The 14,622-nt window shown below is 42.1% G+C and carries 12 protein-coding genes; 6 read left to right on the top strand and 6 right to left on the bottom strand.

Features of this window, described 5'->3' with window-relative positions; translation table 11 throughout:
• The 3 genes from D5I41_RS20090 to serA all read left to right on the top strand — a co-directional run bounded on the left by D5I41_RS20090 (position 1) and on the right by serA (position 2,763).
• Entirely contained in the window at positions 1-588 is a 588-nt protein-coding gene (locus D5I41_RS20090) for a 5-formyltetrahydrofolate cyclo-ligase (RefSeq protein WP_119011328.1), read from the top strand.
• A gap of 81 nt (positions 589-669) precedes the next feature.
• Entirely contained in the window at positions 670-1,326 is a 657-nt protein-coding gene (gene rpiA / locus D5I41_RS20095; RefSeq protein ID WP_119011329.1) for a ribose-5-phosphate isomerase RpiA, read from the top strand.
• Between the two features lie 207 nt (positions 1,327-1,533).
• Positions 1,534-2,763 (top strand): phosphoglycerate dehydrogenase, encoded by a 1,230-nt coding sequence (gene serA, locus D5I41_RS20100; RefSeq protein WP_119011330.1) that lies wholly within the window; start codon positions 1,534-1,536, stop codon positions 2,761-2,763.
• Positions 2,764-3,012: 249 nt separating this feature from the next.
• Here serA and D5I41_RS20105 read toward each other — a convergent pair whose 3' ends face one another.
• The 5 genes from D5I41_RS20105 to epd form a co-directional block, all read right to left on the bottom strand.
• Positions 3,013-3,705: an oxidative stress defense protein gene (locus tag D5I41_RS20105; RefSeq protein ID WP_119011554.1), complete on the bottom strand. Its 693-nt coding sequence runs from the start codon at positions 3,703-3,705 to the stop codon at positions 3,013-3,015.
• A 111-nt stretch (positions 3,706-3,816) separates the two neighbouring features.
• Entirely contained in the window at positions 3,817-4,638 is an 822-nt protein-coding gene (gene mscS / locus D5I41_RS20110) for a small-conductance mechanosensitive channel MscS (RefSeq protein ID WP_119011555.1), read from the bottom strand.
• A gap of 264 nt (positions 4,639-4,902) precedes the next feature.
• On the bottom strand, positions 4,903-5,979 hold the full coding sequence (gene fbaA / locus D5I41_RS20115) for a class II fructose-bisphosphate aldolase (RefSeq protein ID WP_119011331.1): 1,077 nt from the start codon (positions 5,977-5,979) through the stop codon (positions 4,903-4,905).
• 131 nt (positions 5,980-6,110) lie between these two features.
• Positions 6,111-7,274, bottom strand: coding sequence for a phosphoglycerate kinase (locus D5I41_RS20120; RefSeq protein WP_119011332.1), 1,164 nt, complete (start codon positions 7,272-7,274; stop codon positions 6,111-6,113).
• Positions 7,275-7,437: 163 nt separating this feature from the next.
• Positions 7,438-8,463: an erythrose-4-phosphate dehydrogenase gene (gene epd / locus D5I41_RS20125; protein WP_119011333.1), complete on the bottom strand. Its 1,026-nt coding sequence runs from the start codon at positions 8,461-8,463 to the stop codon at positions 7,438-7,440.
• Positions 8,464-8,642: 179 nt separating this feature from the next.
• Between epd and D5I41_RS20130 the strand changes: the two genes are divergently transcribed.
• The 3 genes from D5I41_RS20130 (at position 8,643) to D5I41_RS20140 (ending at position 12,293) form a co-directional block, all read left to right on the top strand.
• On the top strand, positions 8,643-10,442 hold the full coding sequence (locus D5I41_RS20130) for a hypothetical protein (protein ID WP_119011334.1): 1,800 nt from the start codon (positions 8,643-8,645) through the stop codon (positions 10,440-10,442).
• On the top strand, positions 10,435-11,580 hold the full coding sequence (locus tag D5I41_RS20135) for a glycosyltransferase family 2 protein (RefSeq protein WP_119011335.1): 1,146 nt from the start codon (positions 10,435-10,437) through the stop codon (positions 11,578-11,580). Before D5I41_RS20130 ends, D5I41_RS20135 begins: the two co-directional genes overlap by 8 nt.
• An 86-nt stretch (positions 11,581-11,666) precedes the next feature.
• Complete coding sequence (locus D5I41_RS20140; protein WP_162892871.1) at positions 11,667-12,293, top strand: class I SAM-dependent methyltransferase; 627 nt, start codon at positions 11,667-11,669, stop codon at positions 12,291-12,293.
• 85 nt (positions 12,294-12,378) lie between these two features.
• On the opposite strand, the gene tkt is transcribed toward D5I41_RS20140, so the two are convergent.
• A complete protein-coding gene (gene tkt / locus D5I41_RS20145) occupies positions 12,379-14,370 on the bottom strand; it encodes a transketolase (RefSeq protein WP_119011337.1) in 1,992 nt (663 codons plus the stop codon).
• Positions 14,371-14,622: the final 252 nt, after the last annotated feature.

Below are 14,622 nucleotides of genomic sequence, written 5' to 3' on the forward strand. Positions count from 1 at the left end.
ATGCAATCACTCATCACTCGTAGTGACATTCGCAAACACATTCGCACACTCCGTGTGGCACTTACTGAATCAGAGCAACATTCAGCAGCCTCTCAATTGGTGACTCAGTTTCGCCAACTTCCTGAACTGACAAGTACCAAAAATGTAGCCCTGTATCTCGCAAATGATGGCGAAATAGATCCAAGCCTTGCCATACAATGGTGCTGGAATAACAACATCAACACTTGTATCCCTGTGCTTCATCCGTTTTCTAAAGGGCAGTTACTGTTTCTTCGCTTCACAGCAAATACCGAACTCATTCCCAACAAATATGGCATTCTTGAGCCTAAATTATCGGTAACGGAAATCGTACCGGTAGCCGATTTGGATATCATCTTTACGCCGTTAGTGGCCTTTGATACTCGCGGGCACAGACTAGGAATGGGCGGTGGATATTATGATCGCACCTTAACACCCTTTATTAATAGCCCCACTCCAAAGCCCATAGGTATCGCTCACGACTGCCAACAGCTCCAGAAGTTGCCAAGCAAGGACTGGGATGTGCCATTGGACAAAATCATTACTCCAAGTAAAACCTGGAGTTGGTAATCCCCCCTTGTCGATTCAAATATTCTATCAATGAGTATATAATCGCGACGACCCCCTTTACCTCTTATCTGGAGAATCAGAATGACCCAAGATGAAATGAAAAAAGAAGCTGGTTGGGCAGCGCTTAATTACGTTGAACCTGACACAATCGTCGGTGTAGGTACGGGCTCTACCGTAAACCACTTTATCGACGCCTTGGGCACCATGAGCGATAAAATTAAAGGGGCAGTATCAAGCTCTGTTGCATCAACAGAGAAACTTGAGCAACTGGGCATTAAAGTGTTTGATTGCAATGAAGTTGCCTCTTTAAGTGTCTATGTTGATGGCGCTGATGAAATCAATGCGGACAAAGAAATGATAAAGGGTGGCGGCGCAGCACTGACTCGCGAAAAGATTGTTGCCGCTATCTCAGAGAAATTCGTGTGTATCGTTGATGGTACCAAAGCGGTTGATGTACTGGGTGAGTTCCCACTTCCTGTTGAAGTTATCCCTATGGCACGCTCTTATGTGGCGCGCGAGCTAGTTAAACTAGGCGGAGACCCTGTCTATCGTGAAGACTGTATCACCGACAACGGCAACGTGATCCTTGATGTGTACAACATGAAGATCACTAACCCTAAACAACTTGAAGATCAGGTTAACGCTCTACCTGGTGTAGTTACCGTTGGCCTATTTGCTCATCGCGGTGCGGATGTGGTTATTACAGGTACGCCAGAAGGCGCGAAAATTGAAGAATAAGATATAGTTTTTAGCTATTAAAGCATATCTAACCCCTTGATTTTGCTATTCAAATAAAAAAGCAGAGGCTCAAAAGAGTGTCTGCTTTTTTTTTATTGTAATTTTCTTACCCAAGTTGTTCTTTTTTTGATAATTTAGAGAGAGTTCACTTTTAGAAAACGTTTGCTTTTCGAAATTAATTTACCCAAATGTTAAGGAATAACCATTATGACCAGAGTCTCTTTACACAAAGATAAGATAAAGATCTTGCTTCTTGAAGGTCTGCACCCTTCGTCAGTTGAAGTATTAGAGGCGGCAGGTTACTCCAACATTGAATACCACAAAGGCTCAATCTCGGAAGAAGAGCTAATAGAAGCGATAAAGGATGTGCATTTTGTCGGGATTCGCTCTCGCACCAACCTAAATGAGCGCGTATTGGCTGCAGCCAACAAACTGGTTGCTATCGGTTGTTTCTGTATCGGTACAAACCAAGTTGACCTCAACGCAGCGGCAGCTAAAGGCGTGCCGGTATTCAACGCACCATTCTCAAACACCCGTAGTGTTGCCGAATTAGTGCTGGGACAAATCTTATTACTCATGCGTGGCATTCCAGAAAAGAACGCCCTCGCCCACCGTGGTATCTGGAAGAAAAGCGCCGATAACTCTTACGAAGCTCGTGGAAAGCGTTTGGGTATCATTGGCTACGGTCATATCGGCACCCAGCTAGGTATTATTGCTGAAAACCTTGGTATGCGAGTCTACTTCTATGACATTGAGAATAAGCTTTCTCTAGGTAACGCGACCCAAGTGCAAACGATGGCTGAGCTACTCAACAAATGTGATGTTATCAGCCTACACGTTCCTGAAACCCCAGGAACCAAAGATATGATGAGCGCTAATGAGTTCGCTCTAATGAAGCCTGGCGCTATCTTTATCAATGCGGCACGTGGCACAGTTGTCGATATCCCTGCACTGTGTGCTTCACTTGATTCAGGCCACCTTGGCGGCGCAGCTGTAGACGTGTTCCCTGTAGAACCAAAGACCAACGCTGACCCATTTGAATCTCCACTAATGCAGTTTGATAACGTAATCCTGACTCCGCATGTGGGCGGTTCAACTCAAGAAGCTCAAGAAAATATCGGTGTAGAGGTTGCTGGAAAGCTAGCAAAATACTCAGACAACGGTTCAACCCTTTCAAGCGTGAACTTCCCTGAGGTATCTTTACCACAACATCAAAGTGCTTCTCGCTTACTTCACATCCATGAAAACCGTCCTGGTGTTCTAACACAAATCAACACCATCTTTGCGAGCGCTGGCATTAACATCGCAGGTCAATATCTACAAACGAACGGTGATCTTGGTTATGTGGTTATCGATGTTGAAGCTGAGCGTTCAGAAGAAGCATTGGCGAAACTTAAAGAGATCGACGGTACTATCCGTGCCCGCCTACTTCACTAGGCTGTTGTAATACCAATCACACTAAATAAGTGATCAGAAATAGCGCAGGAAAAATTCTCGAGGACAAGGCAAAATTTTTCGATAAGTAGTTATTCTACAATCAAAAATTCTAACGAAGTTATCAAGCCTTTTAACTAGCTAGAATGACCAGTTATTTACTACGATTGGTATTAGTACGATTGGTATAAAGTATAAAAATACAAAAGCCCCTGTAACGAATCTCGTTACAGGGGCTTTCTACTATCTTTGCTACTTCAGCTTATAAACTACCTGCACTCTATCTTTGATCACTATGGTAGCATCTTGATAGCTATTTGAGCGCTCTGACGCGTCCATAGCCATGCTTCTAGAGAGCATAGGCCTAACTTGTGGGGATTGGTAATTAACCTGCCACACACCATCTAAGGCCTTTTCAAAGCCTTCAGCCACTGATTTTGCTTTTGCTTGTGCGTCTTTTATTGCTTCACTACGAGCAATAGCTTGATACTTCGAAGGGTCTTGTACGCTCAGCTGCACTTGATCGATACGATTGATGCCAGATTCCAATGCGACATCAAGTAACTTGGGTAAAGATGCTAACTCCTCAACCGTCACTCTCACCTGCCTAGAGGCTCGATAACCTTTTTGCTCAGGTTTCGCGTTCTTTGGATAATGCTTTTGAGGCATGAGTTGGATGTTGCCACTTTGAATATCTTCTCGAGAGAGTCCCGCACTTTGTAAACTGGCAAGGAACTTATTCACCACTGAATCAACCTCTGATTTCGCTTCTTCTGCACTGTCCTTGATTGCTACTACCTGTACAGAAAATTCCGCCATATCTGGTTCGGCAAGAACCTCTCCATAACCAGTCGTACTTAAGTGAGGGAAGTCGAACGACTGCGCCTGTGCACTAACAACCCATACCGATAAAAGCGCACCAAACATCAATTTGACCATTTTCATTTTGCTCTCCATTTGCTGTTTCTTTTTGGACTACTCAAAGCGCAGAAGGTTGCACATGCGTGTGAACGAAAAAGCGCGCCATTCGGCGCGCTAATAAACTATCAATATCGATTACGACTCGACTTTATTGAGGTGCACATCCATTTGCGGGAATGGAATCTCGATACCATTCTCATCAAGCGCAATCTTAATGGCTTGAAGGGTATCAAAGTACACATCCCAGTAATCTTCAGTTCGACACCAAGGGCGAACGACGAAGTTTACTGATGAGTCAGCAAGAGCGAGTACGCCAATCTGAATACCCTTATCTTTTAGAAGACGATCGTCTGCTTCAAGAGTCTGGCGAATAACTTGTTCAGTTTTCTTAAGGTCAGCGCTATAAGAGACGCCAATGATATGGTCAACACGGCGCGTAGCATGCCTTGAGTAGTTGGTAATAGGGCTGCCAATTACACCACCATTAGGCACTACTACCATTTTGTTATCTGGGGTAGTCAGCACTGTTTGGAAGATCTGAATAGAATCTACAGAACCTGCAACACCGCCTACCTCAACATAGTCACCAGATTTAAATGGACGGAAAGCGACAATGAGTACGCCTGCTGCAAAGTTTGATAGTGAGCCTTGCAGTGCAAGACCAACCGCTAAACCAGCGGCACCAATAACAGCAACTACAGATGCAGTTTGAACCCCTAATCGTCCAAGGGCTGCAATCAGAACAATAACGAATAATAGATAACGAACTAAAGCATGAACAAAATCGACGACCGCTTTATCCATGCGGCGTTTTTCAAGCATCTTGGAGACGCTATTAGCGACCATTTTAGTAACGATATTACCGATAAACAGTATCAGTACAGCGGTAATAATATTCACAGCATAACCAATCAATAAATCAGAGTTATTGGTTAACCACGTATGCGCTTCCTGCATCCCTTCATGAAGGGCATCGACGCTTGGGACTTCTGGTACTTCAGGGGTTTCTTGTGACATTGTAAGTTTCTCTTCCGTAATAAAGTGTTACAACTGAAATGCGACGGCATCATACTTGCGTATGTGCATTTTAGGTCAGGTTTCTGTGAAAACTCAGCTTCCTGCAAATTATAAGAATAACACTAAAAAACTATAGTACAGAAGACAAAAAAAACCCGCTATAAAAGCGGGTTTTTCTAAATTAATTAATAAGTTGCAAACTTATTACAGTACGTCAACCGCGTTGAGGTCAGCAAATGCTTTCTCAAGACGAGTAACCATAGAAGCTTGACCAGCACGTAGCCATACGCGTGGATCGTAGTACTTCTTGTTTGGTTGGTCTTCACCTTTAGGGTTACCGATTTGACCTTGTAGGTAATCACGGTTATCAGCTTCGTAAGAACGGATGCCGTCCCAAGTAGCCCACTGTGTATCAGTATCGATGTTCATTTTGATAACACCGTAGCCGATAGACTCTTTGATTTCTGCTTCAGAAGAACCAGAACCACCGTGGAATACGAAGTTTAGAGCGTTAGGTGCAATACCAAACTTCTCTGCACAGTATGCTTGAGAGTCACGTAGGATAGTTGGAGTAAGAACTACGTTACCTGCTTGGTAAACACCGTGCACATTACCGAAAGATGCTGCGATAGTGAAACGAGGGCTGATAGCGCTTAGTTTCTCGTATGCGTAAGCAACGTCTTCTGGAGAAGTGTAAAGCTCAGATGCGTCCATGTCAGAGTTATCTACGCCGTCTTCTTCACCGCCAGTACAACCTAGCTCGATTTCTAGAGTCATACCTAGTTTAGTCATACGCTCTAGGTACTTAGCACAGATTTCGATGTTCTCTTCTAGAGACTCTTCAGAAAGGTCAATCATGTGAGAAGAGAATAGAGGCTTACCAGTTTGCGCGAAGAACTCTTCACCTGCGTCTAGTAGACCGTCAATCCAAGGAAGAAGTTTCTTAGCTGCGTGATCAGTATGAAGAATAACTGGCACACCGTAAGATTCAGCAACAGCGTGAACGTATTTCGCGCCTGCAACAGCACCAAGGATTTGAGCACCTTGACCTTCTAGTTTCACGCCTTTACCAGCGAAGAAACCAGCACCGCCGTTAGAGAACTGAACAACTACTGGAGCTTTAACTTTAGCTGCAGCTTCTAGTACACCATTTACAGAGTCAGTGTTAACAACGTTTACCGCTGGAAGAGCAAATTTGTTTTCTTTTGCTACTTCAAAAACTTTTTGTACGTCGTCGCCAGAGATAACACCTGGTTTTACAAAATCGAAGATCTTAGACATGGAATAAGTCCTATTTTCTGTCGTTTAGTATTAAATTGCACTTTTGCAAAGATTAAAAAACCTTGCTTACAACGCAAAGCATTGTAGCAAAATTAACAAAAAGGCGAGAACAAAGTTCTCGCCTTAAAAAATTACGCTTTTGCGCGCTCTTCTAGCATAGCAACTGCTGGAAGAACTTTACCTTCTACAAACTCAAGGAAAGCACCACCACCCGTTGAGATGTAAGAAACGTCAGCCTTGATACCGAACTTGTCGATAGCTGCTAGCGTGTCACCGCCACCCGCTACAGAGAAACCTGCAGAGTCAGCGATTGCTTTAGAAATACCCGCTGTACCCGCTTCGAAGTTTTTGAATTCGAATACGCCTACAGGGCCGTTCCAAAGGATAGTTTTTGCGTTGCCGATGATTTCAGCAAGTGCTGCAGTTGAATCTGGGCCAAGGTCGAAGATCATGTCGTCGTCTTGAACTTCAGAAACGTGCTTGATTTCAGCTTCTGCGTTTTCGTCAAATGCTTTTGCACATGCAACGTCAGTAGCAACTGGAATTGCACACTCTTTCATTAGTTTCTGAGCCGTTTCAACTAGGTCTGCTTCGTAAAGAGACTTACCTACGTTGTGGCCTTCAGCAGCGATGAAGGTGTTTGCAATGCCACCGCCAACAACAAGTTGGTCAGCGATTTTAGATAGAGACTCAAGAACAGTCAGCTTAGTAGATACCTTAGAACCACCTACGATAGCAACTAGTGGACGCTCAGGGTTATCCATTGCTTTGCCAAGAGCTTCAAGCTCAGCAGCAAGTAGAGGACCAGCACACGCTACAGGAGCGTGAGTACCTACACCGTGAGTAGATGCTTGCGCGCGGTGAGCGGTACCAAATGCATCCATAACAAAGATGTCACAAAGAGCAGCATACTTCTTAGATAGCTCTTCTTCGTTTTTCTTCTCGCCTTTGTTGAAACGAACGTTCTCAAGAACAACAAGTTCACCAGCATTTAGCTCAAGACCTTCTAGGTAGTCTTTTGCTAGCTTAACTTCGCAATCTAGTGCGTCGTTTAGGTAGTTAACTACAGGTGCTAGAGAGAACTCTTCTGCGTACTCGCCTTCAGTTGGACGACCCAGGTGAGAAGTAACCATTACTTTAGCGCCAGCTTCTAGGCAACGCTTAATAGTAGGAAGAGATGCAAGGATACGAGCATCAGAAGTTACTTTACCGTCTTTTACAGGAACGTTTAGGTCAGCACGGATAAATACGCGTTTACCTGCTAGTTCCAGGTCAGTCATCTTGATTACAGACATTGTTAGTCCTCTAAAGTTTAAATATAAAAACTGTCCACTCGTCTCGGCACTATCGCCAGCACAAGTGTTCGAAATCCATCTAATGTAAGCTTACATTGGGCCGTTTATCTAATAGTTCAAGAGCTAGAACAAAAAAGCTACGGATTTATTTCGCGCGATGTAATTAATGTGACGCATGCATCGCTAAGGCCGTATCTAGCATCCGATTTGCAAAACCCCATTCATTATCGCACCACACTAGCATCTTCACTAGTTGGCCGTCACTGACACGGGTCTGCGAACCATCGACAATCGCACTGTGGGAGTCATGGTTAAAATCTATAGAAACAAGCGGCGCTTCAGTATAGTCAACTATTGACTGTAATGTACACTGAGATGCCTGCAGGATGGTTTGATTTACGTCATTAACTTTCACATTTGTATCTAAAGTTACACTCAGGTCCATCGCGGTGACATTTACTGTGGGCACACGCACAGATATCGCCTCAAACTTGTTTTCAAATTTCGGAAATATTCTTTCAATCCCTTTGTGAAGTTTGGTATCCACAGGAATAATCGACTGACTGGCACTGCGTGTTCGTCTCAGATCCGGATGATAGGCATCAATCACCTGCTGGTCATTCATCGATGAGTGTATGGTAGTAATAGTGCCCCTTTGAATACCGTAGGCGTCATCCAACACCTTGATAATAGGAACAATGCAATTGGTGGTACATGAACCATTAGACACGACTCTATGTTCTGGCTTCAGTGTCTCGTGGTTGATACCGTAGATAATGGTGTTATCAAGGTCCTGTGACCCTGGATGAGAAAATAGAACTTTATCCGCTCCAGCTAAGATATGCTGCTGACCATCCGCTTGAGTGCCATAGACGCCGGTACAATCCAGCACGATATCCACATCAAGATCACGCCAAGGAAGCAAATCCAGCTCAGCAAGATGCAAGATACGAATCTCATCCTTGCTACCATCGATGTGATGGATGTTCAGATACTCTTGAGTGTGACTAACCTTATGATGAAAGCGCCCATGACTGGTGTCATACTGGAGAAGATGCGCCATAGCATCCGGCTGCGCCAGTTCATTAACCGCCACTACCTTTATTAAGTCCTGCTTACCGCTCTCATAAACCGCCCGCAACACATTGCGCCCGATACGACCAAATCCATTTATTGCGACTCTTAGCATGGTGTTACTCCCTGCCTGCTTCATGTCTTTTTATTTCATAGAAGTGTATCAGATCACACTTTCAAATACATGTTTAGAACAAAAGGTAAAGAAACAAGGCTTGTGACTTGATTGCAAAAAAATATTCATTCAATCTGATAAAATATATGCATTAAAAATTAATCAAGGAATCGAGTTAAATGGAATTAACTAAGCCTTTGAATGAGAAAAATCAGCAACTGAGAGTTCTTGCACCGGTATTAATTCTAAGCATCATCTTTAGCCTGATTATGTTTGGTACCTTTTGGGATAAAGTTTCTTCATTAGATCTGTGGGACGATGATGATTACATGAGATTAGTTCAAATCTCAGAATGGGTGGCATCTGGAAACTGGTATCTTCAGCCACTAGGGCGCCTCAATCCTGAAGATGGACAAATCATCCACTGGACTAGAGTTCCAGACATTGTTCCCTACATTCTAATTAAAGCTTTCACCACTGTTACAGATATAGAAATGGCTACACTGATTTCTATATCAATAACCCCACTACTCTATCTATGTATTACGGCAGTTTTAATAGCTGCTACAACGAGCAAGTTATTCGGAAGTCAATACGCATTCATAAGCGCTGTTTACGCCCTTTCATCATATTTGCTCATCAAATTTCTTCCAGGTTCAATCGACCATCATAATGTACAACTCTGTATTACAGCTTTTTTTATTCTTTTAATACCTATCAAAGAGTATGAGTTTGAATATAAAAGAAGAGCATGGGTTCAAGGCATGATGATCGCAATCTCTCTTTGGGTAGGCGTTGCTAACATTTTGTTTTTCATATCCGCATTAAGTATTTTGGTTTTCTATGGTATTTTACGAAACGAGAAAGCACTAAAATATGCTTCAACAATATCTTTGAGTGCATTCGTTTTTTCACTAATTTTCGTAATTTTAAACAGACCCTATTATGAGTTTTTTGACGTTCATGTCGATGCTATATCAATTGCATTCTCTTTTTGTTTTTTATCAGGGTTCGTATTTTGTGTATTATACTCGACCATTTACCCTATAAATAACAGCAGATATTTATCTTTCACCTTTAGTCTACTGGCTTCTCTTCTACCCACACTAGCAGCATTCCCTGAATTAGTTACTGACATTGCATATAGAGCACACCCAGAAATACTAAAAACTCATTGGATAGATTTAATAAGTGAAACTTTTTCAACCACTCACTACATTATTAAAAATGGATTCTTCTCATCATCAAATATAGCAATAATGCTCTTGCCTGCTCTTTTCTCATTACTATTTATTGATAAAAAATCACCAGTAATTAATCACTATTTTATTTTCATACTCTCTTTATCAATTCCATTTTTATGGCAAGATAGAGCATCTATCACTCCACTATTACTAGCTATCCCATTACAAGCTTATGTAGCCATAAATATATCAAAAAAGACCAGTAATAATTTATACAAAGCGTTAATAATATTGATTCTTTCGCCTGTATTTATAGGAGGAGTCTTAGACATTGCACCTAAAACCAATAACCAAGAACTGTTAGAAAAAACAAATCTAACTGAGCATACTACTAAGAGTAAGCGGTTAGAACATTTATTTTCTGAAATAAACTTTGATAATGAAAAGATCCTCGCTCCGATTGACTTTGGAACTAGGATTTTAGCACTAACCAAAGCAAATATAGTTTCTTTGCCCTACCATAGAAACATTAAAGGCAATAGTAATATGATAGAAATATTCATAAGTACTAACCTTGACTATGTGAAAAAAGAAATAATCAACAATAAAATAACTCACATTATTATTGGTGACGCTCAACAGAGCAAGGTGCTAAAAATCCTTTCTAGTGAAAATTCATTCATTAATAAATTAGACAGAGGGGAGCTTCCCCCTTGGTTATTGAGAATATATAAACAAAATGGTTTAAGGGTCTTCAAGATCAAAGAGCGAACTGAAGGAGTTACTCATGAGTAAAAAAGATATTGAACTAACTATATTAATGCCTTGTTTGAACGAGTCTGAGACACTACTAACGTGTATAACTAAAGCTAAAAAATACATGCAGGATGCTAATATAGAGGGTGAAGTATTAATAGCAGATAATGGCAGCATTGATGACTCTAAATATATAGCTAAAGGTGCTGGCGCCAGAGTTATCAACGTGGGAAGAAAAGGATACGGAGCAGCTTTACAGGGAGGCATTTCTGAGGCTAGAGGTAAGTATATAATTATGGGCGATGCTGATGATAGTTATGACTTTAGTAGCCTAACCCCATTCGTAAAAAAACTTCGCCAAGGTAATGATTTAGTCATGGGCAATAGGTTTAAAGGAGGAATAGAAAAAGGTGCAATGCCCCCTTTACACAAATATCTAGGAAATCCAATTCTTAGTTTCCTGGGTAGATTATTTTTCAACATAAAATGTAGAGACTTCCATTGCGGGTTAAGAGGATTCAACAAGCAATCTATCTCTTCATTGAATCTACATACTACAGGCATGGAGTTCGCCAGTGAGATGGTTGTCCGCTCTTCTTTGAGTGGCCTAAAATTGGAAGAAGTTCCGACTACATTGTCTAATGACGGTCGATCTCGTCCACCACATCTAAACACGTGGCGAGACGGGTGGAGACACTTATGCTTTCTCTTAATGTATACACCAAAATGGCTATACCTATATCCAGCAATCTCACTCATAACTTTTGGGCTATTAATTATTCTATCTTTACTAACCGGGCCAGTAACAATTTCTGGGATAGAACTAGAAAATAAAACTTTCTTCGCAGGTTGTTTGAGCTTTTTATTAGGAACTCAAGCTCTATTGATAGGTAAAACAGTACATAGATATGCTATAAAATCTGGCCTATTACCTAGTAGTAATAAAAATAAGCCACATCATTTAGAGTCATACGCAATATTAGGCTTTATGCTTACCATTATTGGAATAGTTTTGAGCTTCTTATGTCTATACCAATGGTCCAAGTTACACTTTGGTGACTTTCAAAGCCCTGTAGCTGATAGGTATATGGTTTTGTCACTCACCATTTCAATATGTGGAATGCAGATTTTCTTTAGTTCTTTTTTAAATGCGATAGTAAGTATTGATCACAACTAGTCAAATATTACATATAGTACAGATATAAAGGCGGATAAGATGAGCTCTCCCATAGCTAAAGAAAAAAAAGAATTCTTGATAGAATCTTGATTCATTTTCACCAAAAATTCTCCCATAACAATAGAGTAGAGTTACTATCCAGACTTTTTCACGATGGCATTTCCAGCTTAAATATAGAAGAAAAAGAAATACGTTTTTTGGATATTGGTTGTGGAGATATGAGTATTTCTAAGTCACTAGCAGTTAAAATCAAAGATTGTCATTATACTTGTATCGACATCTATCCGAATAGGAATAACTGGGTTAATTATCAACAATTCGATGGCAACACGATACCTTTCGGTGATAAAACCTATGATATTGCTATTTTCAGCGATGTATTACATCATGATTTTAGCAATATCGAAAGTCTACTTACTGAAGCGCGAAGAGTGGCAAAATATATAATTATTAAAGACCATTTTGAATATGGCTTTTTTTCTAGGAAAGTGTTGCAAATAGCGGATTTTATAGGAAACTATGGCTATGGAGTTTCAATTCCTAATAGGTATCTTTCTCAAGATTACTATAAAGACTTGATTGATAAACTAGGACTACTCGAGTTGAATAGGACTTGGCCTATTAACCTCTACCCAAACTCTCTTATTGCTGGTGTAATTATTAAGAAAGAATTTCAATTTATTAGTATCCTATCAACAGAAAACCACACATAATAATTGTTGAATTTTATAAACATTTCAAATAAATATGGATGCCAGGCATTATTACCCTGGCATCCATAAATTACGCTAATTACGCTTATAGAAGTTCAATCGCGGTCTTAACTACGTTCTCAGTAGTAAAGCCAAACATCTTGAACAATTCGCCTGCTGGAGCAGATTCACCGAAGGTAGTCATACCGATGATCTTGCCACCGAAGCCGACATACTTGTACCAGAAATCAGCGATGCCCGCTTCTACTGCGATACGCTTAGTCACTGATGATGGTAGTACTGACTCGCGGTATGCTTCATCTTGCTTATCGAACGCGTCAGTAGAAGGCATAGATACAACGCGTACCGCTTTGCCTGCTGCTGTTAGTTCAGCTTGCGCTGTAACCGCTAGTTCTACTTCAGAACCTGTTGCAATGATGATTAGCTCTGGAGTGCCAGCACAATCTTTAAGGATGTAAGCACCCTTAGCGATGTCAGCTACTTGAGAAGCGTCACGCTCTTGCTGTGCTAGGTTTTGGCGAGAGAAGATAAGCGCTGTAGGCGCGTCTTTACGCTCGATAGCCAGTTTCCATGCTACTGCAGATTCAACTTGGTCACATGGACGCCATGTGCTCATGTTTGGAGTCAGACGTAGCGAAGCCATTTGCTCAACCGGTTGGTGAGTTGGGCCGTCTTCACCCAGACCGATAGAGTCGTGAGTGTAAACTTGGATGTTCTGAACCTTCATCAGAGCTGCCATACGCATTGCGTTACGCGCGTATTCCATGAACATTAGGAAGGTTGCGCCGTACGGCACGAAACCGCCGTGCAGAGCAATACCGTTCATGATAGCCGTCATGCCGAACTCACGTACACCGTAGTGGATGTAATTGCCCGAGAAGTCATTTGCTTCAAGAGATTTAGAGCCAGACCACATGGTTAGGTTTGATGGCGCAAGGTCAGCAGAACCACCCATAAACTCAGGAAGCATTTGACCAAACGCTTCTAGTGCGTTTTGTGATGCTTTACGTGATGCGATGTTTGCTGGGTTTGCTTGAAGATCCGCAATGATTTGGTTTGCTTTCTCTTCCCACTCAGCTGGAAGTTCGCCGTTAACGCGACGCTTAAGCTCAGCTGCCTCGAGAGGGTATGCTGCCGCGTAAGCTTCAAATTTCGCATTCCAAGCCGCTTCTTTTGCAGCGCCAGACTCTTTTGCGTCCCACTGTGCGTAGATGTCAGCAGGAACTTCAAATGGGCCGTGCTCCCAACCAAGAGCCGCTTTAGTCGCAACGATTTCGTCTTGACCTAGTGGTGCGCCGTGGCAGTCATGCGTGCCTGCTTTGTTTGGAGAACCAAAACCAATCACTGTTTTAGTACAGATAAGTGTTGGACGAGGATCTGCTTTTGCCGCAAGGATAGCCGCGTTGATTGCGTCGCTATCGTGACCGTCTACTGCTGGAATTACATGCCAGCCGTAAGCTTCAAAACGCTTAGGCGTATCGTCAGAGAACCAGCCTTCAACTTCACCATCGATAGAGATGCCGTTGTCATCCCAGAAAGCAACAAGCTTGCCAAGGCCTAGAGTACCCGCAAGAGAACATGCCTCGTGTGAGATGCCTTCCATCAGACAACCGTCACCCATGAATGCATAGGTATAGTGGTCAACGATGTCGTGGCCTTCTTTGTTGAACTGTGCTGCAAGTGCTTTTTCAGCCATTGCCATACCAACAGCGTTGGTGATGCCTTGACCTAGAGGACCTGTCGTGGTCTCGATACCAGGTGCATAACCATATTCCGGGTGTCCTGGAGTTTTAGAGTGCAACTGACGGAAGTTTTTAAGGTCATCGATAGATAACTCGTAACCCGTCAAATGAAGCAGAGAGTAGATCAGCATTGATCCGTGACCATTTGACAGAATAAAACGGTCGCGGTCAGCCCACTCTGGGTTTTGTGGGTTATGGTTCAAATGACCACGCCAAAGAACTTCAGCGATGTCAGCCATACCCATAGGTGCGCCTGGGTGACCAGAGTTAGCTTGTTGAACACCATCCATGCTAAGAGCACGGATTGCATTGGCTAGATCTTTACGAGAAGACATGTCTGCTCCTGAATGCATAAGCAATTTATTAAAAATAAGTCCTGATCCCAACGGAGGGTGTTGGGCGGCGTTATTGTCGCAAAGCGCCTCTATTACTGCAAACCCTTTCCCGAGCAAAATTCAAACTATGAGAGATTAATTTGTTTAACATCTCACTATTTTAATTAAAAACTTGCGTGAGCCAGCGCAAACGTTTGGCTCACTTAAATCGTAAAAAAGCTTGTATTTCACACATTCAAAATTAGAATAGAC

The sequence above is a fragment of the Vibrio superstes genome, from assembly GCF_003569005.1.
GTDB lineage: Bacteria > Pseudomonadota > Gammaproteobacteria > Enterobacterales > Vibrionaceae > Vibrio > Vibrio superstes.

What these genes read in the sequence shown, in the direction of transcription:
- D5I41_RS20090 (WP_119011328.1), top strand. Translation starts at nt 1, where the DNA reads ATGCAATCACTCATCACTCGTAGTGACATTCGCAAACACATTCGCACA.
- rpiA (WP_119011329.1), top strand. Translation starts at nt 670, where the DNA reads ATGACCCAAGATGAAATGAAAAAAGAAGCTGGTTGGGCAGCGCTTAAT.
- fbaA (WP_119011331.1), bottom strand. Translation starts at nt 5,979, where the DNA reads ATGTCTAAGATCTTCGATTTTGTAAAACCAGGTGTTATCTCTGGCGAC.
- tkt (WP_119011337.1), bottom strand. Translation starts at nt 14,370, where the DNA reads ATGTCTTCTCGTAAAGATCTAGCCAATGCAATCCGTGCTCTTAGCATG.
- D5I41_RS20105 (WP_119011554.1), bottom strand. Translation starts at nt 3,705, where the DNA reads ATGAAAATGGTCAAATTGATGTTTGGTGCGCTTTTATCGGTATGGGTT.
- D5I41_RS20135 (WP_119011335.1), top strand. Translation starts at nt 10,435, where the DNA reads ATGAGTAAAAAAGATATTGAACTAACTATATTAATGCCTTGTTTGAAC.
- D5I41_RS20120 (WP_119011332.1), bottom strand. Translation starts at nt 7,274, where the DNA reads ATGTCTGTAATCAAGATGACTGACCTGGAACTAGCAGGTAAACGCGTA.
- D5I41_RS20130 (WP_119011334.1), top strand. Translation starts at nt 8,643, where the DNA reads ATGGAATTAACTAAGCCTTTGAATGAGAAAAATCAGCAACTGAGAGTT.
- epd (WP_119011333.1), bottom strand. Translation starts at nt 8,463, where the DNA reads ATGCTAAGAGTCGCAATAAATGGATTTGGTCGTATCGGGCGCAATGTG.
- serA (WP_119011330.1), top strand. Translation starts at nt 1,534, where the DNA reads ATGACCAGAGTCTCTTTACACAAAGATAAGATAAAGATCTTGCTTCTT.
- mscS (WP_119011555.1), bottom strand. Translation starts at nt 4,638, where the DNA reads ATGCAGGAAGCGCATACGTGGTTAACCAATAACTCTGATTTATTGATT.